Annotated in this window: 16 protein-coding genes; 10 read left to right on the top strand and 6 right to left on the bottom strand. The window is 68.2% G+C overall.

The genetic code is table 11. The annotated features are described in order from the left end of the window. Nucleotides 1-2: 2 nt before the first annotated feature. Both ACFTWF_RS18430 and ACFTWF_RS18425 read right to left on the bottom strand, forming a co-directional pair. Nucleotides 3-1,181, bottom strand: coding sequence for an NAD(P)/FAD-dependent oxidoreductase (locus tag ACFTWF_RS18430; protein WP_378462628.1), 1,179 nt, complete (start codon nt 1,179-1,181; stop codon nt 3-5). Beyond that, a complete protein-coding gene (locus ACFTWF_RS18425) occupies nt 1,178-1,522 on the bottom strand; it encodes a bifunctional 3-phenylpropionate/cinnamic acid dioxygenase ferredoxin subunit (RefSeq protein WP_378462627.1) in 345 nt (114 codons plus the stop codon). The genes ACFTWF_RS18430 and ACFTWF_RS18425 overlap by 4 nt, the downstream gene beginning before the upstream one ends. A 198-nt stretch (nt 1,523-1,720) precedes the next feature. On the opposite strand from ACFTWF_RS18425, the gene ACFTWF_RS18420 reads away from it, so the two are divergent. The 6 genes from ACFTWF_RS18420 to ACFTWF_RS18395 all read left to right on the top strand — a co-directional run bounded on the left by ACFTWF_RS18420 (nt 1,721) and on the right by ACFTWF_RS18395 (nt 10,436). Next, the gene (locus ACFTWF_RS18420) at nt 1,721-2,533 is read left to right on the top strand and encodes an IclR family transcriptional regulator (protein WP_378462626.1); all 813 of its coding nucleotides are present in this window, start codon (nt 1,721-1,723) and stop codon (nt 2,531-2,533) included. 377 nt (nt 2,534-2,910) lie between these two features. After that, nucleotides 2,911-4,071, top strand: a complete 1,161-nt coding sequence (locus ACFTWF_RS18415; protein WP_378462625.1) for an aromatic ring-hydroxylating dioxygenase subunit alpha — start codon at nt 2,911-2,913, stop codon at nt 4,069-4,071. Then, nucleotides 4,068-5,699, top strand: coding sequence for a BCCT family transporter (locus ACFTWF_RS18410; RefSeq protein ID WP_378462624.1), 1,632 nt, complete (start codon nt 4,068-4,070; stop codon nt 5,697-5,699). Before ACFTWF_RS18415 ends, ACFTWF_RS18410 begins: the two co-directional genes overlap by 4 nt. After that, nucleotides 5,696-7,216 (top strand): aldehyde dehydrogenase family protein, encoded by a 1,521-nt coding sequence (locus tag ACFTWF_RS18405; RefSeq protein WP_378462623.1) that lies wholly within the window; start codon nt 5,696-5,698, stop codon nt 7,214-7,216. The genes ACFTWF_RS18410 and ACFTWF_RS18405 overlap by 4 nt, the downstream gene beginning before the upstream one ends. Nucleotides 7,217-7,248: 32 nt before the next feature. Next, nucleotides 7,249-8,817 (top strand): APC family permease, encoded by a 1,569-nt coding sequence (locus tag ACFTWF_RS18400; protein ID WP_378462622.1) that lies wholly within the window; start codon nt 7,249-7,251, stop codon nt 8,815-8,817. Further along, the gene (locus ACFTWF_RS18395; RefSeq protein ID WP_378462621.1) at nt 8,814-10,436 is read left to right on the top strand and encodes a GMC family oxidoreductase; all 1,623 of its coding nucleotides are present in this window, start codon (nt 8,814-8,816) and stop codon (nt 10,434-10,436) included. Before ACFTWF_RS18400 ends, ACFTWF_RS18395 begins: the two co-directional genes overlap by 4 nt. On the opposite strand, the gene ACFTWF_RS18390 is transcribed toward ACFTWF_RS18395, so the two are convergent. Beyond that, nucleotides 10,339-11,520 carry an alpha/beta hydrolase family protein gene (locus tag ACFTWF_RS18390; protein ID WP_378462620.1) on the bottom strand — a complete coding sequence of 394 codons (1,182 nt, stop codon included), beginning with the start codon at nt 11,518-11,520 and terminating at the stop codon, nt 10,339-10,341. The two genes, ACFTWF_RS18395 and ACFTWF_RS18390, sit on opposite strands and share 98 nt — an antisense overlap. 185 nt (nt 11,521-11,705) lie before the next feature. On the opposite strand from ACFTWF_RS18390, the gene ACFTWF_RS18385 reads away from it, so the two are divergent. The 4 genes from ACFTWF_RS18385 to ACFTWF_RS18370 all read left to right on the top strand — a co-directional run bounded on the left by ACFTWF_RS18385 (nt 11,706) and on the right by ACFTWF_RS18370 (nt 15,578). Further along, nucleotides 11,706-12,539, top strand: coding sequence for an NmrA/HSCARG family protein (locus ACFTWF_RS18385; RefSeq protein WP_378462619.1), 834 nt, complete (start codon nt 11,706-11,708; stop codon nt 12,537-12,539). Between the two features lie 105 nt (nt 12,540-12,644). Next, complete coding sequence (locus tag ACFTWF_RS18380) at nt 12,645-13,499, top strand: tryptophan 2,3-dioxygenase (protein WP_378462618.1); 855 nt, start codon at nt 12,645-12,647, stop codon at nt 13,497-13,499. Beyond that, complete coding sequence (locus ACFTWF_RS18375) at nt 13,496-14,731, top strand: kynureninase (protein ID WP_378462617.1); 1,236 nt, start codon at nt 13,496-13,498, stop codon at nt 14,729-14,731. Before ACFTWF_RS18380 ends, ACFTWF_RS18375 begins: the two co-directional genes overlap by 4 nt. Beyond that, the gene (locus tag ACFTWF_RS18370; protein WP_378462616.1) at nt 14,715-15,578 is read left to right on the top strand and encodes a PaaX family transcriptional regulator C-terminal domain-containing protein; all 864 of its coding nucleotides are present in this window, start codon (nt 14,715-14,717) and stop codon (nt 15,576-15,578) included. Before ACFTWF_RS18375 ends, ACFTWF_RS18370 begins: the two co-directional genes overlap by 17 nt. A 4-nt stretch (nt 15,579-15,582) precedes the next feature. On the opposite strand, the gene ACFTWF_RS18365 is transcribed toward ACFTWF_RS18370, so the two are convergent. From ACFTWF_RS18365 to ACFTWF_RS18355, 3 genes are read right to left on the bottom strand one after another with little or no spacing between them, the layout of a single operon-like run. Further along, a complete protein-coding gene (locus tag ACFTWF_RS18365) occupies nt 15,583-16,032 on the bottom strand; it encodes a flavodoxin domain-containing protein (RefSeq protein WP_185724973.1) in 450 nt (149 codons plus the stop codon). A gap of 34 nt (nt 16,033-16,066) precedes the next feature. Next, nucleotides 16,067-17,833: a sulfite reductase subunit alpha gene (locus ACFTWF_RS18360; RefSeq protein ID WP_378462615.1), complete on the bottom strand. Its 1,767-nt coding sequence runs from the start codon at nt 17,831-17,833 to the stop codon at nt 16,067-16,069. Next, nucleotides 17,830-23,337 (bottom strand): glutamate synthase-related protein, encoded by a 5,508-nt coding sequence (locus ACFTWF_RS18355; protein WP_378462614.1) that lies wholly within the window; start codon nt 23,335-23,337, stop codon nt 17,830-17,832. Before ACFTWF_RS18355 ends, ACFTWF_RS18360 begins: the two co-directional genes overlap by 4 nt. Nucleotides 23,338-23,420: the final 83 nt, after the last annotated feature.

Raw genomic sequence — 23,420 nt, 5'->3', positions numbered from 1 at the left:
CATCAGACCCGCGACCTGGCGAGTTGCTTCTTGTACCGGGTGAACAGGCGGGGATTGTTCATCGCGAAGACTCCGACGGTGTCGCCGTCCCGGTCGTAGGTGGCCACGAACGAGCCGGTTCCGGGATCCCCGTCGACGAACCGCACCTCGTCGGTGCTGTTCCTCGTACCGGCGAACTGCAGCATCTTGCCGTACTGGTGCGACCAGAAGTACGGGATCGCGGCGGGCCCGGACGGTGTCGCCATGATGGTGTCCGCAACGGTCGCGGCCTGCGCGACGGCGTTGCTCCAGTGTTCGCTCCGGTGGTGCACCGCGTGGGCGTGGTCGAACGATCGTGCGCAGTCGCCAATCGCGTAGACGCCGGGGACGTTCGTACGGCACGACGAGTCGGTGAGGAAGCCGTCGTCGATCAGCAGGTCCGAATCGCAGGCCCATTCCACGTTGGGGACGGCCCCGATCCCGATCACCACGACGTCCGCGGGCAGGACCGTGCCGTCGCCGAGCCGGACGGCTTCGACGGCGCCGTCGCCCAGCAGGGCGTCGACGACCGCGCCGGTGAGGAGCCGGACGCCGTGCGCGGCGTGCTGTCCGGCGCAGATGGCGCCGAGTTCGGTGCCGAGGGGGCCTGCCAGCGGGGTCGGCGACGCCTCGACGACGGTGACGGCCAGGCTCATCCCGGCGGCGCTGGACGCCACCTCCGCTCCGATGAAACCGGCCCCGACGATCACCAGGTTCCGCGCCGTCGCGAGTGAATCCCGCAGTGCGCGTGCGTCGTCGACCGATCGGAGGGTGTGCACCCCGGTCAGGCCGGAGTGTCCGGGGAGGGTCCGCGCACGCGCCCCGGTCGCGGCGATCACGGCGTCGGCGTCGAGGTGGGATCCGTCGTCGAAGGTGACGCGGTGGCTCCCGTCGGGTGCGCGAACCAGGCCGGTCGCCGTGCTGTTCATGCGCCACTCGACGTCGAGGGTGTCGTCGTCGCTGTTCATGAGCAGCAGGTCCTCGTCGGTCACCTCGCCGGTGAGGAATTCCTTCGACAGCGGCGGCCGGTCGTAGGGCAGGGACTGCTCGCTCCCGGCCACGACGAGGCGGCCCGCGTATCCCTTCTCGCGAAGCGCGCGCACCGCCGACAGTCCGGCGAGCGAAGCGCCCAGTACTACAACGGAATTCGGAACAGTAGTCATCGCATGTCGTCCTTCTGTTCGAGGTGAACCAGCACGGTGCCGTCGACGATCGACACGTCGTGCGTGCGGACGGCGATCTTGGCCGGCGGACCGGACGGCACTCCGGTGCGGAGGTCGAAGCACGCTTCGTGGAGGGGGCACTCGACGGTGCAGCCTTCGACCCAGCCGTCGGCGAGTGACGCGTCCTGGTGGGTGCACGTGTCGTCGATGGCATACAGACCGTCGGAGGTGTGGAAGACGGAGATCGGAGCCCGGCCCGGCGGGGTCACCGTGACGACGTCGCCCACGGGCAGGGTCACGAGTTCGCACACGGGGAAGGCTGTGGCGCCGGGGTGGGTCACAACTGGGGAATCGTTATCGAGAATCACTCGATACCTCCGAAAGCGTCGGGGAGGAAGGACAAGTTGTGGAGCGGTTGTTGCGCTATGCGCGACGACTTGCAAGCTGTGCAACATAATGCTCGCGGGTGCCGCCCTGTGATGTCAAGCACTCGCGTGTAAAAACTGCGTGGCGGAAGTCCGTGGGCATAACCTCGGGGCATGAGTGAATCCGAGGCGACGGCGCCTGCGACGCAGGGCGGCGAGGGGAAGGCGAAGACCGTGCACGCGGTGGAACGGGCCATCGACGTGCTCGAGATCGTTGCCGCCGAAGGCAAGGTCGGCGCCTCGGAGATCGCCGTGCGGCTCGGCGTGCACAAGTCCACCGTCTCCCGTCTGATCGCATCGCTGCAGCAACGCGGATTCGTGGAAGAGACCGGCATCCGCGGCAAATACCAGCTCGGATTCGCGGTCGTCCGGCTGGCCGAGGCCAAGGTGGCGCAGAGCGGGCTGGTCGAGGTCGCGCAGCCGGAGTGCGACAGGCTGGCCGACGCCTTCGGTGAGACGGTCAATCTGGCCGTGCTGGACGGCGCGGCGACCATCAACGTGCTCGAGGCACGCAGCGATCGGCACGTGGCGTTGCGTACGTGGGTGGGGCAGGTCAGCCCGGCGCACGCGACCGCGACCGGCAAGGTCCTGGTCTCGGAGATGACGTCCGGGCAGCTTCGGAGCCGGCTGGGTCCGCGTCTCGAGGCGCTCACCGCCAATACGATCACCGATTTCCGGGCGTTCGACGTGGAACTCGAGCGCGTGCGGTCGCGCGGGTGGGCGTCCACCGCCGAGGAACTCGAAGCGGGCCTCCACTCCATCGCGGTGCCGGTGCGCAGTCAGGTCACCAAACGGATCGTCGCCTCGATCTGCGTGTCCGGGCCGGAGTACCGGCTCGAACGCGAACGATTCGAGGCGGTGGCACTCGAACTCGCCGACGCGGTGATGCGGATCGAAGCGAAGCAGTCCGCCGGCGAAGGTAGCTGAGCGCCCGGAAGTGCCTCTCCCTCAAGCCAGGACGAACGGATAGTCCCGTTTGTCCGGGTTCCGGCCTGCCGCGGTTAACGCGGTGTTTCGGCTGTGTCGCGTCCGCGAAAGATGTGCCGAATGTGATGTTTGACACGTCTACGGCGACGGTCTAAGTTGTGTAAATCGCATAGCGTTGCTGAAGACGCAACAATGCTGACCCCGCGGTGGTTCGGCCGACAGCCGTCCGTTGTTCGACCGATCACCGAGGATCGGGCCCGCATGTCGTCTCGCTCGGCACCGACGCCTACTGCGATCTGCGCCCATTCGCACACACACCTCAGGTCACAGCCCGACCGAACGCAACTTTCCCGGCAACGAAAGTAACGGTGACATCTATGTCCGCTCCGGACGTTCAAGCCCCCGCTCCCGCCCCTGCCCTGATCCCCACCCTGGGCGGCCGGTACTACACCGACGCCGACATCTTCACGGACGAACAGGAGAACCTCTTCGAGGCGATGTGGTTCTGCGCGGTCCGCGCCGCCGACCTCGCCGATCCCGGAGCCTTCAAGAAGATCACGGTCGGCCGGGAGAGTGTTCTCCTCGTCCGCGGCCGAGACGGGGAACTGCGCGCGTTCCTCAACATCTGCCGGCACCGCGGCGCCATGCTGTGTACCGAGGACGACGGGCAGATCCGCAGGAACCTGCAGTGCCCCTACCACGCGTGGACGTACGGACTCGACGGCAAACTCGTCGCCGCCCCCAACATGGCGGCGCTGCGGGACGAGACCGGTGCCGACATCGACAGGGTCCGGTACGGACTGATCCCGGTCGCGATCCGGGAGTGGCTCGGCTACGCCTGGGTGTGCCTGGCCGACGATCCGCCGTCGTTCGAGGACGACGTCATCGGGGCCGTGACCGAACGCCTCGGCGATCCGGGCGCCATCGATCGTTACCAGATCGGCAGCCTGGAACTCGGCCGCAGGATCGTCTACGACGTCGCGGCCAACTGGAAGCTGATCATCGAGAACTTCATGGAGTGCTACCACTGCGCGACCATCCACCCCGAACTCACCGAGGTGCTTCCGGAGTTCGCCGACGGCCTCGCCGCCCAGTACTTCGTGGGACACGGCGCCGCCTTCGGTGACGACGTCGAGGGATTCACCGTCGACGGAAGAGGCGGATTCGAGGCGTTGTCCGGCATCAGCCCCGAGCAGGACCGCAAGTACTACGCCATTACGATTCGGCCGCAGGTGTTCGTCAACCTCGTCCCCGACCACGTCATCTTCCACCGCATGTACCCCGTGTCCGCGGATCGCACCATCGTCGAATGCGACTGGCTGTACTCCCCGGAGGTCACCGCGTCGGGGCGCGACGTCTCCCGATCGGTGGAGTTGTTCCACCGGGTCAACCAGCAGGATTTCGACGCCTGCGAGCGGACGCAGCCCACGATGGCGTCGAAGGCCTACCGGAACGGGGGTGTGCTGGTGCCCGCGGAACACCACATCGGCGAATTCCACGACTGGTTACTCGACCGGCTGAGCGGGGACCACCGATGACGTACGCCGGCGAACAACCCAGGGTGACCGATCCGCCCCGGGTGCAGGCGCCGGAATCGGAGCCGAAGCACACGGCGTCCTCCGCCGGTGAGGGGCGGGGGAGCGTTGACAAGGTGGTGTTCGGCACGGCCGCGGCGCTCGGTGTCGGACTGATCCTGTGGGGACTGCTGGCGCCGGAGAACCTGTCGGTGGTGTCGACCGCCGCGCTGGACTGGCTGGTGGCCGACATGGGCTGGCTGTTCATCGCCGCGTCGTCGGCGTTCGTCGTCTTCTCGCTGTTTCTCGCGTTCTCCCGGTACGGGAAGATTCCGCTCGGCCGCGACGGCGAGAAGCCGGAGTTCCGCACGGTCAGCTGGATCGCGATGATGTTCAGCGCCGGCATGGGCATCGGACTGATGTTCTACGGCGTCGCCGAACCCCTCGCCCACCTGGTGAGCCCGCCGCCGGGAACGGACGGCTCCGTCGGGTCGGCGATGGCCACGACGATGTTCCACTGGGGACTGCACCCGTGGGCGATCTACGCGGTCGTCGGGTTGTCCATCGCCTACGGCTCCTACCGTCGCGGCCGCAAGCAACTCATCAGCGCCGCGTTCTTCCCCCTCCTCGGGCGCCACTCGGAAGGGGTCGCGGGGAAGGTCATCGACGTCCTCGCCATCATCGCGACGATGTTCGGCACCGCCGCGTCGCTCGGACTCGGCGCACTGCAGATCGGCTCCGGTCTCGAGATCATCGGCTGGATGGGGCACGTCGGCACGTTCGCGCTCGTCGCGCTCGTCGGACTGCTGACCTTCGCATTCGTCGGTTCGGCGGTCTCGGGGGTGGCTCGCGGAATCCACTGGCTGTCCAACATTAACATGGTGCTGGCGGTGGCCCTCGCGCTCTTCGTGTTCGTCCTCGGCCCGACCGTGCTCATCCTCAACCTGCTCCCGACCGCGATCGCCGACTATGCGGCGCAGCTCGCCACCATGTCGGGGCGGACCGCCGCGAGTGCCGGCGACGACACCGCGTCGTGGCTGTCGTCGTGGACGATCTTCTACTGGGCGTGGTGGGTGTCGTGGACTCCCTTCGTCGGAATGTTCCTCGCCCGGATCAGCCGCGGCCGGACGATCCGGCAGTTCGTCGTCGGCGTGATCGTCATCCCCACCTCCGTCAGCCTGGTGTGGTTCGCGGTGTTCGGCGGTGCCGGCGTCGGACTGCAGCAGGACGGTATCGACCTGGCGTCGAAGTCCTCGACCGAGGGCCAGCTGTTCGGAATGCTCGACCATCTGCCGTGGACGGGGTTCGCCACCGTGCTGGTGATGGTGCTGGTCGCAATCTTCTTCGTGTCCGGTGCCGACGCGGCCTCGCTGGTGATGGGCACCCTGTCGCAACGAGGTGCGCGGGAGCCGAGCACCTGGGTCGTCATCTTCTGGGGAACCCTCACCGGCGGCACCGCGGCCCTCATCCTCTGGACCGGAGGCTCGGACGCCCTGCAGGGGCTGCAGACGATGACGATCATCGCCGCCGCACCGTTCCTCCTGGTGATGATCGGATTGTGCTTCTCGCTGTACCGGGACGTCTCCCGGGATCCGCTCATCGTCGGTTCATCGAAAAAGTCTGCACACGAGAGGGTTTCGGACACAGTATGAAGACGACGGCGCTATCGGCGGATCTCGACGTGCAGAGATTGTTCGGGACGGTGAATTTCATCGCGGGAGAGTGGGTCGCGGCGACGTCGGGGCGCACCCGCGACTGCATCGATCCGGCGACCGGGAACGTGATCGCGACCGTCGACGAGGCGTCGCCCGACGACGCCCGGCGCGCCGTGGCCGCCGCCCGCGCGACCTTCGACGCCGGGGTCTGGCCGGAGACGCCGGTCGCCACGCGGTCGTCGCTGCTGTCGCGGATCGCGGATCTCCTCGAGCGCGACAAGGAGGAACTGGCGCGTATCGAGACGCTGGACACCGGGAAGACGCTGGTGGAGAGCCGAATCGACATCGACGACGTCGTGTCGGTCTTCCGGTACTACGCCCGGCTGGCCCTCGTCTCCGGTGACCGGGTGGTCGACGTGGGTGACCCCGCCGTCGTCTCCCGGGTGGTTCGCGAACCGATCGGGGTGTGCGTCCTCATCGCACCGTGGAACTATCCGCTGCTCCAGATCTCCTGGAAGGTGGGACCCGCCCTGGCCGCCGGATGCACGATGGTGCTCAAGCCCAGTGAAGTCACACCGCTGAGCACAATCGCGTTCGCGCGACTCATCGAGGAGGCGGGTGTGCCCGCGGGCGTCGTCAACCTGGTGCAGGGATGCGGCGCCGACCTCGGCCCCGCACTGACCGACACCGGCGACGTCGACTTCATCTCGTTCACCGGTGGACTCGCGACCGGCACCACCATCCTGGAGACCGCGGCCAAGCACGTCACGAAGGTCGCCGTGGAACTCGGCGGGAAGAACCCGCACATCGTGTTCGCGGACGCCGAGTGGGCGTCGTCGGTCGACCAGGTGCTGACCGGCGTCTTCCTGCATTCGGGGCAGGTGTGCTCGGCCGGGACGCGGCTGATCGTCGAGGAGTCGATCGCCGACGACTTCGTCTCCGCTCTCGTCGCGCGCGCCGAGGCCATCCGTGTCGGCCCGGGGCTCGACCCCGGCAGCGAGACCGGACCGCTCGTGTCGGCGGCGCAGCGGGACAAGATCGAAGCCTATGTGGCGCTGGGCATCTCCGAAGGGGCGACGCTCCGGACGGGGGGTTCCCGGCCCGCCGATCCCGCGCTCGACGGCGGCAGCTACTACCTGCCCACCATCTTCGACCACTGCGACCGCTCGATGCGCATCGTGCAGGAGGAAACGTTCGGGCCCATTCTCACGGTCGAGAGATTCACCACCGAGGCGGACGCGGTCCGGCTCGGCAACGACACCGAGTACGGTCTCGCCGCCGGAGTCCGCACGTCCGACGCCGCCCGCGGTGAGCGGGTGGTGCGCCGCCTGCGCCACGGGACCGTGTGGCTCAACGACTTCGGCTACTACACGGCTGCGGCGGAATGGGGCGGATTCAAGAAGTCCGGCAACGGGCGCGAACTCGGACCCGCCGGGCTCTCGGAATACCAGGAAGTCAAACACATCTGGAACAACACGACCTCACCTCTCGCGGGTTGGTTCACCGCACCCTGACAGGCCTACTCAACTTCTCAGGAAGTGATCGAATGACCAGTACCGACAAGACAACCGGTGATCACGACAGTGGACTCGAGGATTTCGGCTACAAGGAGTCCCTCGATCGCAGCATCGGCAAGTTCGCGAGCTTCGCCGCGGGCGTCAGCTACATCTCCATCCTGACCGGCACGTTCCAGTTGTTCTACTTCGGATTCGGCACCGCGGGTCCCGCGTACCTGTGGTCGTGGCCGCTGGTGTTCGTCGGCCAGCTGGCCGTGGCGCTGTGCTTCATGGAATTGGCCGCCAAGTACCCGATCGCCGGATCGGTCTACAACTGGGCCAAGACACTCGGCAGCAGAGTGGTGGGATGGTCCGCCGGCTGGCTGATGCTCACCGCGTCGATCGTCACCCTGTCCGCCGTCGTGCTGGCGCTGCAGCTCAACCTGCCGCGGCTGTGGAGCGGCTTCCAAATCGTCGGTGACGGCACCGGAGAACACGACTTCGCCACCAACGCCGTCATTCTCGGGACCGTGATGATCGCCTTCACCACCGTCGTCAACGCACTCGGCGTCCGACTCATGGCGATGATCAACAGCGCCGGTGTGTTCATCGAGATCATCGCGGCGGTCCTGATCGCGATCATCCTCGCCGCCAACGCCACCCGCGGCCCGCAGGTGTTCTTCTCCACCCACGGGTACGGTGCCGGCGAGAGCGGTGGATATCTCGGTGCGTTCCTGGTGGCGACGCTCGCGTCGGGCTACGTGATGTACGGGTTCGACACCGCGAGTTCGCTGGGGGAGGAGACGGTGGAACCCCGTCGCACCGCCCCCAAGGCGATCTTCCGTGCGATCCTCGCCTCGTTCGTGATCGGCGGCGCGATCCTCGTGTTCGCCGTGATGGCGGCACCCGACCTGGACGATCCGAAGATCGGGGCGTCGGACGGCAGCCTGCAATACATCGTCGAACAGGTGATGTGGGGCCCGCTGGGCACGATCTTCCTGGTGTGCATCGTGATCGCGGTGACCGTGTGCTCGCTCGCGGTGCACACCGCCGCCATCCGGCTGACGTTCGCCATGGCCCGCGACAACGCACTCCCGTTCGGTGAGCGCCTCGCCCGCGTCCACCCGAGAACCCGGACACCCGTCGTGCCCGCCGTGACGATCGGAGTGGTGGCCGCGCTGATCCTGGTGGTCAACATCGGCCAACCGCACATCTTCACCGTGCTCACCTCGATCGCGATCATCATGATCTACCTGGCCTATCTCATGGTCACCGGGCCGATGCTGAAGAAGCGGCTGCGGGGTGAGTGGCCGCCGCGGGACCTGAAGGAGGGCGGCTACTTCACGATGGGCAGGTGGGGATTGCCCGTCAACATCGTCGCGCTCGTGTGGGGAATCGGGATGGCCGTGAACCTGGCCTGGCCGCGCGAGGCCGTCTACGGCGAACCCTGGTACAACACGTGGGGCGCCTTCGTGTACATCGGCGTCATCCTCGGGTCCGGACTGCTGTGGTACCTCACCACCGGCCGCCACCACATCGGCACGTTGACGTCCCACAGCGCGGCGGTGGCGACACCCGCGCCGGAAACCGAACCGAACGACAAGGAGCTCGCCCGATGACCGACCGCGGATCGCAGAGCACTGCAGGAGAATTCGACTACGTCATCGCGGGCGGTGGCAGCGCGGGATGCGCTCTCGCGGCGCGCCTCAGCGAAGACCCGTCGGTGACGGTGTGCCTGCTCGAGGCGGGACCGTCCGACGTCGGGGACCGGGCGATACTCGAACTGTCGCAGTGGATGCACCTGCTCGACTCCGGGTACGACTGGGACTACCCCGTCGAGCCGCAGGAGAAGGGCAACAGCTTCATGCGGCACGCCCGGGCCAAGGTCCTCGGCGGCTGTTCGTCCCACAACTCGTGTATCGCGTTCTGGCCGCCGGCCGAGGCACTCGACGACTGGGAGGCGATGGGCGCGGCCGGATGGGGTGCGCGCGACATCCTTCCGTACGTCAGCCGGCTGGAGAGCAACGACGCCCCCGGCGACGGCCACGGACGCAGCGGACCGGTGCGGCTGCGGGACGTCCCGCCGAACGACCCCTGCGGCCACGCGGTACTCGACGCCGCCGCCGCGGTGGGACTGCCGACCGTCGCGTTCAACCGCGGCGGAACGGTACTCAACGGCGCCGGATGGTTCCAGATCAACGCGTCCGAGGACGGCACCCGGATGTCGTCGTCGCACGCCTACCTGCACCCGATCCTCGGGTCCCGGCCCAACCTGGAGGTCCGGACCGGCTGCTGGGTCAGTGAGATCCTGTTCGACGAACAGCAGACGGCGACCGGCGTCCGGTACCAGCGTCCCGACCTCACCGGCTACGACACGGTGTCGGCCCGGCGCGAAGTGATCGTCACGGCGGGCGCCATCGACACCCCGAAGTTGCTGATGCTGTCCGGAATCGGGCCCGCGGCCCATCTCGCCGAGTTCGGTATCCCCGTCCGCGTCGACTCACCGGGGGTCGGCGCGAACCTCGACGATCACGTGGAGGGTCTCGTCTTCTGGGAGGCGTCCCGGCCGATGGTCACCGAGTCGACGCAGTGGTGGGAGATCGGCCTGTTCGCGACCACGCAGCAGGGGCTGAATCATCCGGACCTGATGATGCACTACGGCAGCGTCCCGTTCGACATGAACACGCTGCGGTGGGGCTACCCGACCACCGACAACGGATTCTGCCTCACGCCCAACGTGACCCAGGGGAGGTCCCGGGGAACGGTCCGGCTGCGGTCCCGCGATTTCCGCGACCGCGCCAAGGTCGACCCCCGGTACTTCACCGACAGCGACGGCCACGACGACCGGGTGATGCTGGCCGGTGTGAAGCTGGCCCGCACCATCGCCGAACAGAAGGCGCTCCGCGGGTGGATCGCCCGCGAACTGGCGCCCGGACCCGACGCGGTCACCGACGCCGACATCCTCGACTACATCCACAAGACCCACAACACGGTCTACCACCCGGCGGGCACGGCCCGGATGGGCCGCGTCGACGACCCGATGGCGGTGCTCGACCCGGAACTGCGGGTCAAGGGTGTGCGGGGACTGCGCGTCGTCGACGCATCCGCGATGCCGAAGCTGCCGCACGTGAACCCGAACATCACGGTGATGACGATGGCGGAGCGCTGCGCGGATCTCGTGCGGGGTCGCGTGGGCTCCGGCCTGCGGTCGGCGGAGTCGACGCTGTCGGAGGTCTGAGCCGGGCGTCGATCGCCTCGGCGACGCTTCGCCAGAGGTCGCTGCCCGGATCGATGACGGCGAAGTGGTCGCCGGGCCCCTCGAGCGCGGCGACGTCGTCGGGCGTCGCCGCGGCGGCCTCGTGGTACTGCCTGCTCATCTCCAGCAGATCGGGTTCGTCGTCCACGCCGCACACCACCAGTTGCGGGACGCCGAGCGGCAGTCGTGCGAACGGTGACGACCGCTCGTACGTCGACCGGTCGTCGGACCAGTGGCCGCCGACGGCGTTCGCGACCGCTCCCTCGCCGAGCCGGCGTTCGTCGGCGAGCCGCAGGTTCAGGACCCCGGCGAGGCTGACGGCCAAGGCCGGACGCACCGCCGCCCGGTCGGCGACCGCGTCGGCGGCGGCGCGCAGCGCGAGCTGTCCACCCGCCGAGTGGCCGAGGATCACGACGCGGTCCGGGTCCGCCTCCGGAACGGCGCCGACCGCCTGCACGACGTCGGCGACATCCGATGTCATTGCGGCCCAGCGGTTCTCTGTGGGTCGCCGGTACTCGACATTCCACGTCGCGTACCCGCGGGCCGTGAGGTCGACAGCGAGGCCGTCCATCAGATCGCATTCCCAGCGGGGCCGCCAATATCCGCCGTGCACCAGCACGGCGACGGGAAACGGTCCGGTGCCGCCCGGGATCCGCAGCTCGGCGCGCTGATCGGGGTGGTCGCCGTAGCGGACGATCCTCCCGGGGTGGAAGCGGTGGTGGTACCAGCTGTCGACCGCGTAGCGGAGCCCGTCGAGTCCCCGCCCCCGGATGTGCGCCCGGACGCCGTCCGTGCGGTCGGGCTCGCAGTCCCCGAAATCGACCCGCACCGCCCCGCCCGCCGGCGCGGCGAACGCTGCTCTGGCGCCGGGCACGACGATGATCTCGCCTCGCGTCGCCGCCGACTGCACGGCGCGCTGCAGATCTGCGGTGTCCGCGGCGAACGTCACGTCGCCGGTGAGGTCGCGCGCATCCAGCGCCCGGCCCAGGAGTTCCGCGGCGGTTCCCCTGTGCGCGACGGACCCGGGCGCGAAGACGACATCGAGTCGGCGAGCGGATTCGGTCACCGGATCACCGTACGTACCCGTGGGCATCTGGCGAGGGCAAACTAAGGTGGTGCCGACGATCCCCGGGTAGCAGGCGGCCGCAGGTTCAGCGTGGAGAGCCACGGAACGTGGACCGGAGAGTAGTCCGAGGGGCGGAGGGATGCTGCGAGTACGCTGTCGCGGTCGAGAAGGAGAGGTTCTGTGCCATGAGTGAGCCGTATGCAGTCGTCGGAGCGACGGGTGGTCAAGGAGGCGCGGTCGTCGACGCTCTGCTCGAACGAGGACGTGAGGTCCGAGCACTCGTCCGCCGAAGCTCTTCTCGTACAGAGGCGTTGCGCCTGCGAGGCGTCGACATCGCCGTTGCCGACATCACCGATCGGGCGGCGGTCGCGTCTGCAGTCGACGGGTGTGCGGGCGTGTTCGCCATGACAACGCCTTTCGAAGAGGGCCCGGAGGCGGAGATCGCTCAGGGTGCCGCGCTCGTCGATGCCTTCAGTGATTCCGGCGTTCCCCACGTGGTGTTTTCTTCGGTGGCCGATGCGGACAAGAGCACCGGGGTCCCACATTTCGACACGAAGGCCGCGACCGAGGCGTTGCTGCGAGAATCATCGGTCTCGTACACGATCGTCGGTCCGACGTACTTCTACGACAACCTGCTCGGCGGCCTCGACGGCATCCGCCGAGGCCGACTCGATCTGCCTCTGCCTGTCGATACCCCGTTGCAGCAGTTGTCGCGCCGAGACCTCGGTCGGTTCGTTGCCCTCGTGTTCGACGATCCGGACCGATTCGCCGGGACGAGAATCGACCTGGCATCGGATGATCCGACGCCGCGTCGAATGGCCGAGGTGCTCGGTGAGGTGCTGGGCACACAGGTACATGCCTATTCGTCCGACGCGGACGCAATCGCATCGCCGGACATGCGCGCGATGTTCCGCTTCCTCACCGACACGGGATACGACGCGAACATCGGAGAACTGCGCCGGCTCTACCCCGAGGTGGGCTGGCAGAGTTTCGCCGATTGGGCGGCGGAGTTGGCGTGAGGCCGGCGGAGAAGCCGAGCAGTATTCGAAGAATGTAGCGGTCGCCACGATTATGTAATATGGGGGTCGGAGCCCGGTACTCGAACACCAGCAGTGAGGACGGCCATGGGCGTGGAGGCCAACACCAGAGCCATCGAGAAAGACATCGTCACCGATTTCAGCGAGCGGATGAGCTACGGCTCGTACCTCGACCTCGACACGCTGCTGAGCGCGCAGAAACCGGTGAGCCGTCCGGAGCATCACGACGAACTGCTGTTCATCATCCAGCACCAGACCACCGAACTCTGGCTGAAGCTCGTCCTGCACGAAACCCTCGCGGCCCGGGCAGCTTTCGACGCCGACGACATCGGCAGGGCGCTCAAGTGTGTGGCGCGGGTCAAGCACATCCAGAAGACGCTGACCGAGCAGTGGTCGGTCCTGGCCACACTGACCCCCACCGAGTACTCGGAGTTCCGGCAGTTCCTCGGCAACTCGTCCGGGTTCCAGTCCTATCAGTACCGCGCCGTCGAGTTCGTGCTCGGCAACAAGAACGCCGGAATGCTCACCGTGTTCGAGGCCGATCCCGCCGCCCACGACCTGCTCGAGCGTCTGCTCCGCGAGCCGAGCCTGTACGACGCGCTCTGGCAGTGCCTGGCGCGGCTCGGATACGACGTGCCGGCATCCGCGCTGGACCGCGACGTGACCGCCGCGTACACCCAGAACGACGACCTGCTGCCCCTGATCAAGTTCGTCTACGAGAATTCCGAAGAACACTGGGCCGTCTACGAGGCCTTCGAGGAGTTCGTCGACCTCGAGGAGAACTTTCAGCTGTGGCGATTCCGCCACATGCGCACGGTGCTCCGGACCATCGGCATGAAGCCGGGAACGGGTGGATCCAGTGGCGTGGGATTCCTGCAGAAGGCCCTCGAACTGACGTTCTTTCCCGAACTTCTCGCCATCCGTACCGAGATCGGACGATGATGCCCGCCTCCACCGACGTACTGGCATCCCGGGCCGGACAACTCGACGCCGCCGACCCGCTCCGCGAGTACCGCGCACTGTTCATCGGCGCCGACGATCCCGAGGTCGTGGCGTACCTCGACGGGAACTCTCTCGGCAGGCCCACCAAGGCGAGCGCCGAGCGGATCCACACGTTCGTCACGCAATCGTGGGGTGGCAGGCTGATCCGCGGATGGGACGAGGAGTGGTACGACCTGCCGATCACGATCGGCGACACGCTCGCGCGGGTGGCGCTCGGCGCGGCCCCCGGTCAGACCACCATCGGCGACTCGACGACGGTCCTGCTGTACAAACTCGCGCGGGGTGCGCTCGCGTTGCGGCCGGACCGCACCGAGATCGTCGTCGATCGCGACAACTTTCCGACCGACCGCTACGTGCTCGAGGCCATCGCCGGAGAGCTCGGGCTCACACTGCGGTGGATCGAGTCGGACACCCGGGGCGGCGTCACCGTCGACGACCTGACGTCCGTGGTCTCCGACCGCACAGCGCTCGTCGTGCTCAGCCACGTCGCGTACCGCTCGGGCTACCTGGTGGACGCCGCCGGCGCCGCCCGCGTCACCCACGACGCGGGTGCACTCCTGCTGCTCGACCTGTGTCACTCCGTGGGGTCGGTGCCCCTCGAACTCGACGCGTGGGGTGTCGACCTGGCGGTCGGGTGCACATACAAGTACCTCAACGGCGGGCCGGGGTCACCGGCGTTCGCGTACGTTCGCGCCGACCATCAGCGGGACTTCGTGCAGCCGATCTGGGGCTGGATGGGGCGCGACAATCCGTTCGCGATGGAGCAGGGCTACCGCCCGGCACAAGGCATCCGGCGCGTGATCAGCGGAACGCCGCCCGTGCTCGGCATGATCGCGCTGCAGGACACTCTCGCCCTTCTCGACGAGGTCGGCATGGCGGCCGTGCGGGCCAAGTCGGTCGCGCTCACCGAATACGCACTCGATCTCGTCCGCGAGTTGCTGGTTCCGCTGGGAGTGGAAATCGGATCGCCGGAGGATCCCGCCGAGCGGGGTGGTCACGTCATCGTCGATCACCCGCGGTTCGAGGTCGTCGTTCATCGACTGTGGACGAAGGGCGTCATCCCCGATTTCCGGGCCCCACAGGGTCTTCGCCTCGGACTGAGCCCGCTGAGCACGAGTTTCGGCGAGGTGTGCGCCGGGATACTCGCGATCCGTGATGAACTCGCCGACTGAACCGGCGAGCGCGATCCTCGACGACTTCGATTCGCGTCCCGGCAGCGCGACGTCGCTGATCCGCACCGTTCTCGGCGCGTACGTGCGCGACCTCGGCGGGTGGGTGGCCATCGCCGATTTCGTGGAACTGATGCAGGCCGTCGGCATCCCGTCCGAATCGACGCGCATCGCGGTGACCCGCCTGAAGAAGAAGGGCGTGCTGCGGCCGCTGACCCGCGATGGGCGGAGCGGATACGAGGTGACCGAGCAGGCCGAGGCGATGTTCACCCGCGGCGATCCGCGGATCTTCGGCTTCCGCCAGATGGCGGACACCGACCCCTGGCGGCTGATCTCGTTCACCATCCCCGAATCCCTACGGGCGGCGCGGCACCAGTTGCGCAGGCGCCTCGGCTGGATCGGCTGCGGCACCGTGTCACCGGGGCTGTGGATCGCACCCGAATATCTCGCCGGTGAGGTGGGGGACATCGTCGACGCGCTGGGACTGTCCGGGTACGTGACCACGTTCGTCTCCACGTCGGTGTTCGTGCCCGATTCGATGGAAGACGCGGCGGCGCGGTGGTGGGACCTCGGCGGCATCGCCGAACGCCACCGAGAATTCCTCGACCACCACCGGGTCGCGCTGTCTGCCGCCGGGGAGGTGTCGCCGCGCGACGCATTCGTCCGATTCGTGCCACTGCTCGACGAATGGCGGATCATCCCGTACATCGACCCGGGGCTACCCGCCGGCATGCTGCCCGCGAATTGGCCTGGCGCCGAGAGTGTTCGCCTGTTCGCGTCGGCGCGGGACCGCTACCTCGCCGAGAGCCGCGACTGGGTGCGAAACGTGCAGTCGCGGCTCCCGGTGTGAGGTGCTATCCGAGGAACTCCTCGCCGATGTTCTTGGCCCACTCCTCGGCCTGATCCTTCGGCCGGATCGAGCTGGACCCGTCGTGCCTGCCGTGCTCGCCGACCTGCACCGCGCCGAGCGAGATCAGCTTCTCCGCGAGGATCTCGCCGCCACGGTTGTACGTCTCCTCGTACACCTTGTCGCCGAGGCCGAACAGCGCGAACTGCATGCCCGTGAGGTCGGGTTCGTCCTCCTCCAGGCCCTCGAAGAATGGTTCCGCGCCGGTGGGCAGTTCGCCCTCACCGTAGGTGGAGCACACGATGACGTGGAAGTTCTCGGGGTCGAGATCGCCCGCGTCGAACTCCATCATGTCGTACAGGGACGTGTCGCCGTAGTCGCCGAGCACGTCGGCGATGTTGTCGGCCACCAGTTCGGAGGTGCCGCCCTCGCTGCCGTACAGAATCACCACTGCCATTGTTCTTGCTCCTCGTGAGTAGCTGCCGACGTGGTCAGTACACGTCGCGCAGGTAGCGCTTGTCCTTCTTGAGCTTGGTCACGTACTCGGCGGCCTGCTCAGTGGAGAGGATGCCATGGGTGGCGACCACCTGGTGCAGTGCCCGGTCGACATCCTTCGCCATGCGGGTGGCGTCGCCGCAGACGTAGAAGTGGCCCCCGTCCTCGAGCCAGGCGAACAACTCCGCGCCGTTCTCGACCATCCGGTTCTGCACGTAGATCTTCTCCGCCTGATCGCGGGAGAAGGCAAGGTCGAGGCGGGTGAGGAGACCGCTGTCGGTCATCGCGGCGATCTCCTCCTCGTAGATGTAGTCCGACGCGCGGTGCTGATCGCCGAAGAACAGCCAGTTGCGTCCCGACGCGCCCCGCGCCTGCCGTTCCTGCAGGAACGCGCGGAACGGCGCGATGCCGGTGCCGGGGCCGACCATGATCATCGGGGCGTCGTCGTTCGCGGGGACGCGGAACGACTTGTTCTTCGACACGAAGATTCCGCCGTTGCCGCCCTCGGCGATCCGGTCGGCAAGGAATGTGGAGCACACGCCGCCGCGGTCGCGTCCTGCCGAGCTGTGCCGGACGCTCGCGACGGTGAGGTGCACACTGCCGGGATTGGCGAGTGGGCTCGACGAGATGGAATACGCCCTGTGCTGCAACGGCTTGAGCAGGCCGACGAACTCGTCCGCGGTCAGCGTCACCGACGGTTCGAGGAGCAGCAGGTCGAGCACGTCCTTGCCCCACAACCAGGCGTCGAGCGCTTCCTTGTCGCCGTGCCGCAGCACGTGACTCAGTTCGTCGTCGCCCGCCCGCTTCTCGATCTCGTCGATGAATTCGTGGCTGGGCGTCGAGATCTCGTATGCGTGCAGCAGCAGGTCGCGCAGCGGCCGCTCCTTGCCGGTGACAGCGGCATCCGCGGGGATGCCCAGCCGGGCCACGAGGGCGTCGACGAGGGCGGGATCGTTGATCGGCATCACACCGAGCGCGTCACCGGCCTCGTACTCGAGACCGCTGTCGGCGAGCGCGAATTCGTAGTGCCGGATCTCCTTCGCGGACGTCTCGCTCGACAGCCGCCGGTTCACGGAGAGCGCGGAACCGTAGGGGTTCTTGCGGTTCCACTGCGACCGTGTGCGGGCCGGTTTCGTCACCGGCTCGGCGACATCGGCGACGGCGGACTCGCCGCGGATCCCCTCGACGGCCGCGAACAGCGGCAGCGTGTCGGCGACCCACGCGGCGGCGGTGTCCTCGTAGTCGACGTCGCAGTCGACGCGCGGCGTGACCCGGTGGGCCCCGAGCTGCTCGAGCCTCGTATCGATCATCTTGCCGGCCTGGCAGTACCCGTCGTACCCGGTGTCGCCGAGGGCGAGCACCGCGAAGTCGGTGGATTCGAGTCGCGGTGCGGTCTCCGCGGCCAGCGCCTGCCAGAACAGTTCGGCGTTGTCCGGCATCTCGCCCTCACCGTAGGTGGAGGTGACGACGAGGACGCGCTGCATGCCGGCGAGTACGTCCATGTCCACGTCGTCGAGGGCGCTCACGACCGGCGCGAAGCCGTGCGAACGTGCCGCGGCCGCCGCGTCTTCCGCGACACCCTCCGCGTTCCCGGTCTGGCTGCCGTACAGCACGTGCATGGCGGGCAGTTGCCCGCCTGTCGCGGCGTGCGCGTCGGCGCCGCCGACGACCAGACGCGAGCTCATTCCGGCGAGAAAGCCGGTGAGCCAGACGCGCTGGTCCTCGCTGAACGGGGCGTCCTGGGGGATGTAGGGCAATTTCATGAGGGCACCACGTCTTTCGTGGGGATGTCTTTCGAGGCGATCAGATCGGGGAGGGCGTGCTGCGCGAACAGCTCCTCGAAGCCGGGCAGCCGGCCGATCTTGGCGACGTTCTTCGCATCCTGGTGCAGGATCCAGCCGTACGTGCCGGGGGCGTCGATGGACCGCACGTTGCGGCGGCGCAGCGCATCCTTGTAGTCGGCGAGACGTTTGGCCGCCACCATCACGGCGAGGTCCTCGTCGCTGTAGTCCTTCAACGCTTCCCGTGCGTATCGCTGCAACCGCTGCACGAGGAAGAAGTCCTCGGTGAGCAGCAGGTTGCGGACGGCCTTGTCGACCGCCGGATCGGACAGATCGGTGACACCCGGCAGCTTCGACAGCGCCATCTCCTGCGCCGCGTTCAGCACGGTGTAGTTGTTCAGCAACGCGAACATGGCCTCGGTGTCGGTCTCGCCGTAGCCGGGCACGGCGCCGTCCTGAACCGCACGGCCGTCCCGGTAGTCCAGCTTGAACTTCCGCACCTGGTGCGCGACCAGTGCGGCGGCGAGCTCGTCGGCCAGGTCCTTGCGGGGCTTGGCCTTCAGGATCTCGTCGCTGTCCTGATACTGCAGCAGTGCGCGCGGCATCCCGTACACGAAGTGGTGCTGCTCGGTCTCCCAGTTCTCCAGCAGCCACGCCGCCTTGGCGGAGCCGGTGGCCTCGAGATGCCACCCGAGCAGCACGTGCACGGCCTGACGGTGCAGCGCCGCGTGCTCGTCGTCGCCGGTGAGGGAACCGAGCAGGATCGAGTCCGCGCTGGCCTTGCCGGGCAGCTCGTTCTCGGGGTCGTACTGGTAGACGAAGCCGCCGCTCATCCCGTTGCCGACGCCCTTGCCGAAGCCGCCGAGGTTGAGGACGGCGCCGTTGGTCATGTACTCGCAGGCGAAGTCGCCGACACCCTCGACCACCGCGGTGGCACCCGAATTGCGCACGGCGAAGCGGTCACCCGCCTGGCCCTCGACGAACGTGCGCCCACCGGTGGCGCCGAACAGCGCGAAGTTGCCGATCAACACGTTGCCGCCGTGACGGTCGGAGCCGCCGCCGGGCGAACGCACGACGATGCTGCCGCCGTTGGCGCCCTTGCCGACGCCGTCGTTGGCGGTGCCCGTGTGGACGAGGGTCATGCCGTCGTTGCAGAACGCGCCGTACGACAGGCCCGCGGACCCGGACGTCGCGATCCGGACGCTGCCGTCGCGCAGGTAACCGCGGCCACGCTCGTCGCGGAGCACGGCGGGCAGTGCGACCTCGGTGAGCTCGTGGTTGAGCATCCGCTCGATGTCGACCGCCAGCTGGGCGCCGACGCTCTTGTTGCGGTTGCTCAGGTGCACCCCGTCGCCGAGCTCGACCGTGGCCTCGCCCTGCTCGACCAGCGCGGCACGCAGCTGCACGAGCCAGCCGTCGTCGAGGGTGTAGTCCTTCTCCAGGTACACCGGATCGGCGATGGTGACCTCGTCGACCACGGCCAGCATCGCGCGCAGGTCGAGCTGGCCGACGCTCGACGGGTGGTCGAGCAGCTGCAGCAGATCCGAGCGGCCCCGGGCCTCGCGCAGCGACGACATGCCCAGCTCGGCGAGCACCTCGCGGGTCTCGTGCGCGATGTTCAGCAGGTACTGCGCCATCGCCCGCGGATCCCCGTCGAACAGTTCGGGATTGGTGGTCAGACCGGCCGGGCACTTGACGTTGCAGTTCTTGGCCATGACGCACTTGAGCATCATCAGCGCGGTGGTGCCGAACTCGAAGCTGTCGGCGCCGAGCAGCGCCGACTTCACCACGTCGCTCGCGGTCTGGTGCGCGCCGGAACACCGGAGCAGCACCTTCTGCCGCAAACCGTTGGCGCACAACGCCTGATGGACCTCGGCGACGCCGATCTCCGCCGAACGTCCGGCGTACTTGAGGCTCGTCACCGCGGCCGCACCGGTGCCACCGGTGTTGCCCGCGACGTTGATGACGTCGGCGCCGGCCTTCGCGACACCCACCGCGATGGTGCCGATGCCCTCCGAGGACACGAGCTTGACGATGACGCGGACCCGCGCCGCCTTGCAGTCGTGGATCAGCTGCGCCAGGTCCTCGATCGAGTACGTGTCGTGATGCGGTGGGGGAGAGACCAGTTCGACGCCGGGAGTGCCGCCACGCGCGGCCGCGATCTCGACGGTCACCTTCGGTGCGGGCAGCTGCCCGCCCTCACCGGGCTTGGCGCCCTGCGCGATCTTGATCTCGAGTTCCTCGAGCATCGGGTCGGCCAGATACCCGGCCCACACACCGAAACGGCCCGACGCGAACTGCTTGATCCGCGAACCGCGGATGGTGCCGTACCGGGAGATGTGCTCGCCGCCCTCACCGCTGTTCGACATGCCGCCGACCATGTTGGTGCCGTGCGCGACGGCCTCGTGCGCGTTGGAGTTGAGCGCACCGTGGCTCATGGCGCCGGACGTGAGGAACGGGGTGATCTCGCTGGCCTTCTGGACCTGCGCGAGCGGGACACTCGGCGGGGCGGTGCGCAGCAGCGACAGGCACCGCAGCGCCTCACCGGACGTGCGCACGACAAGCGCGTCGCCGTCGACGCGGTGCTCACGCAGGTCGTCGCCGAACCGCATCACCAGTGACTCGCCGAGTGCCTCCAGCACCCGAGCCTCGCCCGCGTGGGGGCCGGTGAGCCGGAGCCGGAACTCGTCGTCGCCGACCGGCTCGCACGCGAGTCCGCGCACTGCGAAGCTGTTGTTGCCCTTGCGGGAGAAGCGGCCCATCTGCTTGCGGAACTCCGCGGCCGTCGTGAGGAACGTGACGTCAGCGGGCAGATCCAGCACGTCGCGCAGCGCTGCGGGACGACGGGTGCGCTCCTCGGCCATGGTCCGCGCGAACGCCCGGTATCCGGGGGTGATCTCGAAGCGGTCGATCGCGTCGTGCGTCAGCTTCTGGAAGCCGGCGTTGCGGTAGGCGTCGTCGTCGAGCCCGAACGCGTCCTCGAGCCGGTTCAGCGGCAGCAGTCGCAGCGACTCGGTGTGGTCCTGGGTGCCCGCCGTGTCGAACGCGATGGGCTCCTCGGTGAGGTCGACGAAGCCGCGCACGGCCGCGGTGCCGTACGAGTGACCGGCGCCTTCCGCGCGCTCCTTGAACAGGCCGAGCAGCGGGATGTCCTTCTCGCCCGACACGGTGACGGCACGGGCGTGCCAGTCGGCGACGGCTTGCGCGATCACCGCGAAGCCGACACCGCCGACCGGGGTCTGGACGTTCGGGAACCAGCGGCGCAGGATCGGGTCGTCGGTGTCGAGGTAGTTGGGTTCGAAGAACTCGCCGCCGATGTAGCTCTCGGCGGTGCACAGGCCGACGCGTCCCATCGTCTTCATCAGCGACTTCTCGGCGGCCTTCGCGAACCGCTTGAACGCCACGTCGGCCTCGTCGGCGAACTTCTCCTCGGCGCGCAGGCGCACGGCGAGCGGGTACACCGCGGTGGCGCCGAATCCGAGGGCGGCGGCCACGTGGTGGGACGACGAGATCTGGCCGCTCTCCGCGACGACGGAGACCCGCAGGCGCAGGCCCTCTTCGATGAGACGCTGGTTGAGCGCCGAGATCGCCACGATCATCGGCAGCGCCGCCTTGTCGGTGGACACGTGCCGGTCGGTGACGACGGCGATGCCGCCGTGCTCCCGCGCGAACGCCTCCACGTCGTCACACAGGGCGGACACCGCGGCCTCGAGCGCGGCGGCGTTGGCGGCCGCGTCGCCCTGGACGGGGGTGTACAGCATCGAGAACCGCTCGACGGGTGTCTCCGTCTGCTTGCGGATCCGCAGCGCCTCGGCATGGGTGAGGATCGGCGACGGCACCACGATCTGCGGGGCCGACAGCGCCCCACTGTTCGGCTTGGCGCCGAGCGCCACCCGCAGCGTCATGCCGTCGGCCTCCCGGATGCTGTCCAGGGACGGGTTGGTGACCTGCGCGAACCGCTGCGAGAAGTACTTGGCGACGCCGCCTTCCTGATCGGAGAGCGCGTTGATGGCGTTGCCGTAGCCCATCGCGGAGATCTTCTCCTGACCCGATGCGAGCATCGGGTCCATCATGAACTTGAAGCTCTCCTGGTTGTGCGAGTACGCGACGAAGCGCTGGTGGCGGTCGAGGTCGCCCTTGTAGCGCAACGGGCCGGGCTCGGGCTGCACCTCGGGCAGGGCGTCGAGGGTGCGGCGCGCGTCGGCGACCAGCGTGACGTAGTCGGTGCGGGACGCGAGCAGTTCGAGCGCCTCGTCGGTGGAGTACGCGCGGCCCTCGCGGTGGTCGAAGTACAGCATGCCGCCGGCCTCGATGCGGCCGCGGTGCCGGACGGTGGCGGGGTCGAAGTCGATCTGCCCGGCCTCCGACGTGACGCACAGGTACTCGTCCGTCTCCACGGAACGCAGCGGACGCAGACCGAGCCGGTCGAGGCGGGCGCCGACGACGGTGCCGTCGCCGAAGATCAGCGCGGCCGGGCCGTCGTTCTTCTCCTCGTACAGCGAGAAGTACTCGAGCATCGCCCGCACCTCGGGCGACAGGGTGGAATCGTTCTCCCACGCCGGCGGCATCATCGACACGACCGCGGTCACCAGGTCGAGACCGTCCTCCACGACGCGGCTCTGCAGCGTCTGGTCGAGGCGACAACTGTCGGACTGGCCGTGCGGGCGGACGATCTCCCGGTTCCGGGCGCGGGCCAGCGCCGTCTCGGACAGCCGGTTCTTCTTGTCGGTGTTGAGCTCACCGTTGTGTGCCATCAGGCGGAACGGCTGCGCCATCGTCGGATGCGGGTCGGTGTTCGTCGAGAACCGGGTGTGGAAGTACAGGGTGTGGATGGCGTGGGCCGGGTCGACGAGGTCCTGGAAGTACGGCATCACCTCGTTCGAGTTGAGCCGGCCCTTGAGCACCTGCGTGCGCGCGCTGAGCGACAGCGGGTACAGCCCGGCCAGATCCGGCTGGGTGTACGCGACGGCCTCGATCGCGAGGAGGGCGTCGTGGATGCGACGGTCGAACTCGGCCTCGTCGGCGCACGCGCCGGGTGCGGTGAACACCCACTGCCGGATCGGCAGCTGGTGCCGGATCGCGGCGGGCCGCAGCACGGTCGCGTCGACGGGCACGTCACGCTCGAGGAGCACCCGGAATCCCTGGTCGGCGAGGGCCAGCTCGATGACCGCCTCCGCGTCGCCGTGGAACGCCACGTCGGTGGGGAGGAAGAAGTTGCCGACACCGAAGCGCCCGGCCTCGAGATCGTCGTGCCCCGTCAGGGCGCGGAAGAACGGCACCGACAGGTCGACGCACACGCCCGCGCCGTCGCCGACACCCTCGGCCGACATGCCACCGCGGTGAGGAACCGCACACAGTGCCTCGTGGCCGCGGAGGAGGACGTCATGGGTCTGAATGCCGTCCTTGCGGGTGATGAAGCCCACGCCGCAGCTGCTCTTGTCGAGCGTCCTGTCGTACAGGCCGGACTTTGTGGCACTCGTGTTCAACCGACTGTCTCCTCGCGATACTCGCCGAATAGGTTTCCGTGCTGGGCGCACGGGTGGCGTCGGCGAGAGGATCACGGCAGAGA

The sequence above is a fragment of the Rhodococcus sp. NPDC056960 genome (assembly GCF_042674125.1).
Classification (GTDB): Bacteria; Actinomycetota; Actinomycetes; order Mycobacteriales; family Mycobacteriaceae; genus Rhodococcus_F.
Note: the sequence above shows the minus strand (reverse complement) of the source record. Positions and strands in the feature narration are given on the sequence as shown.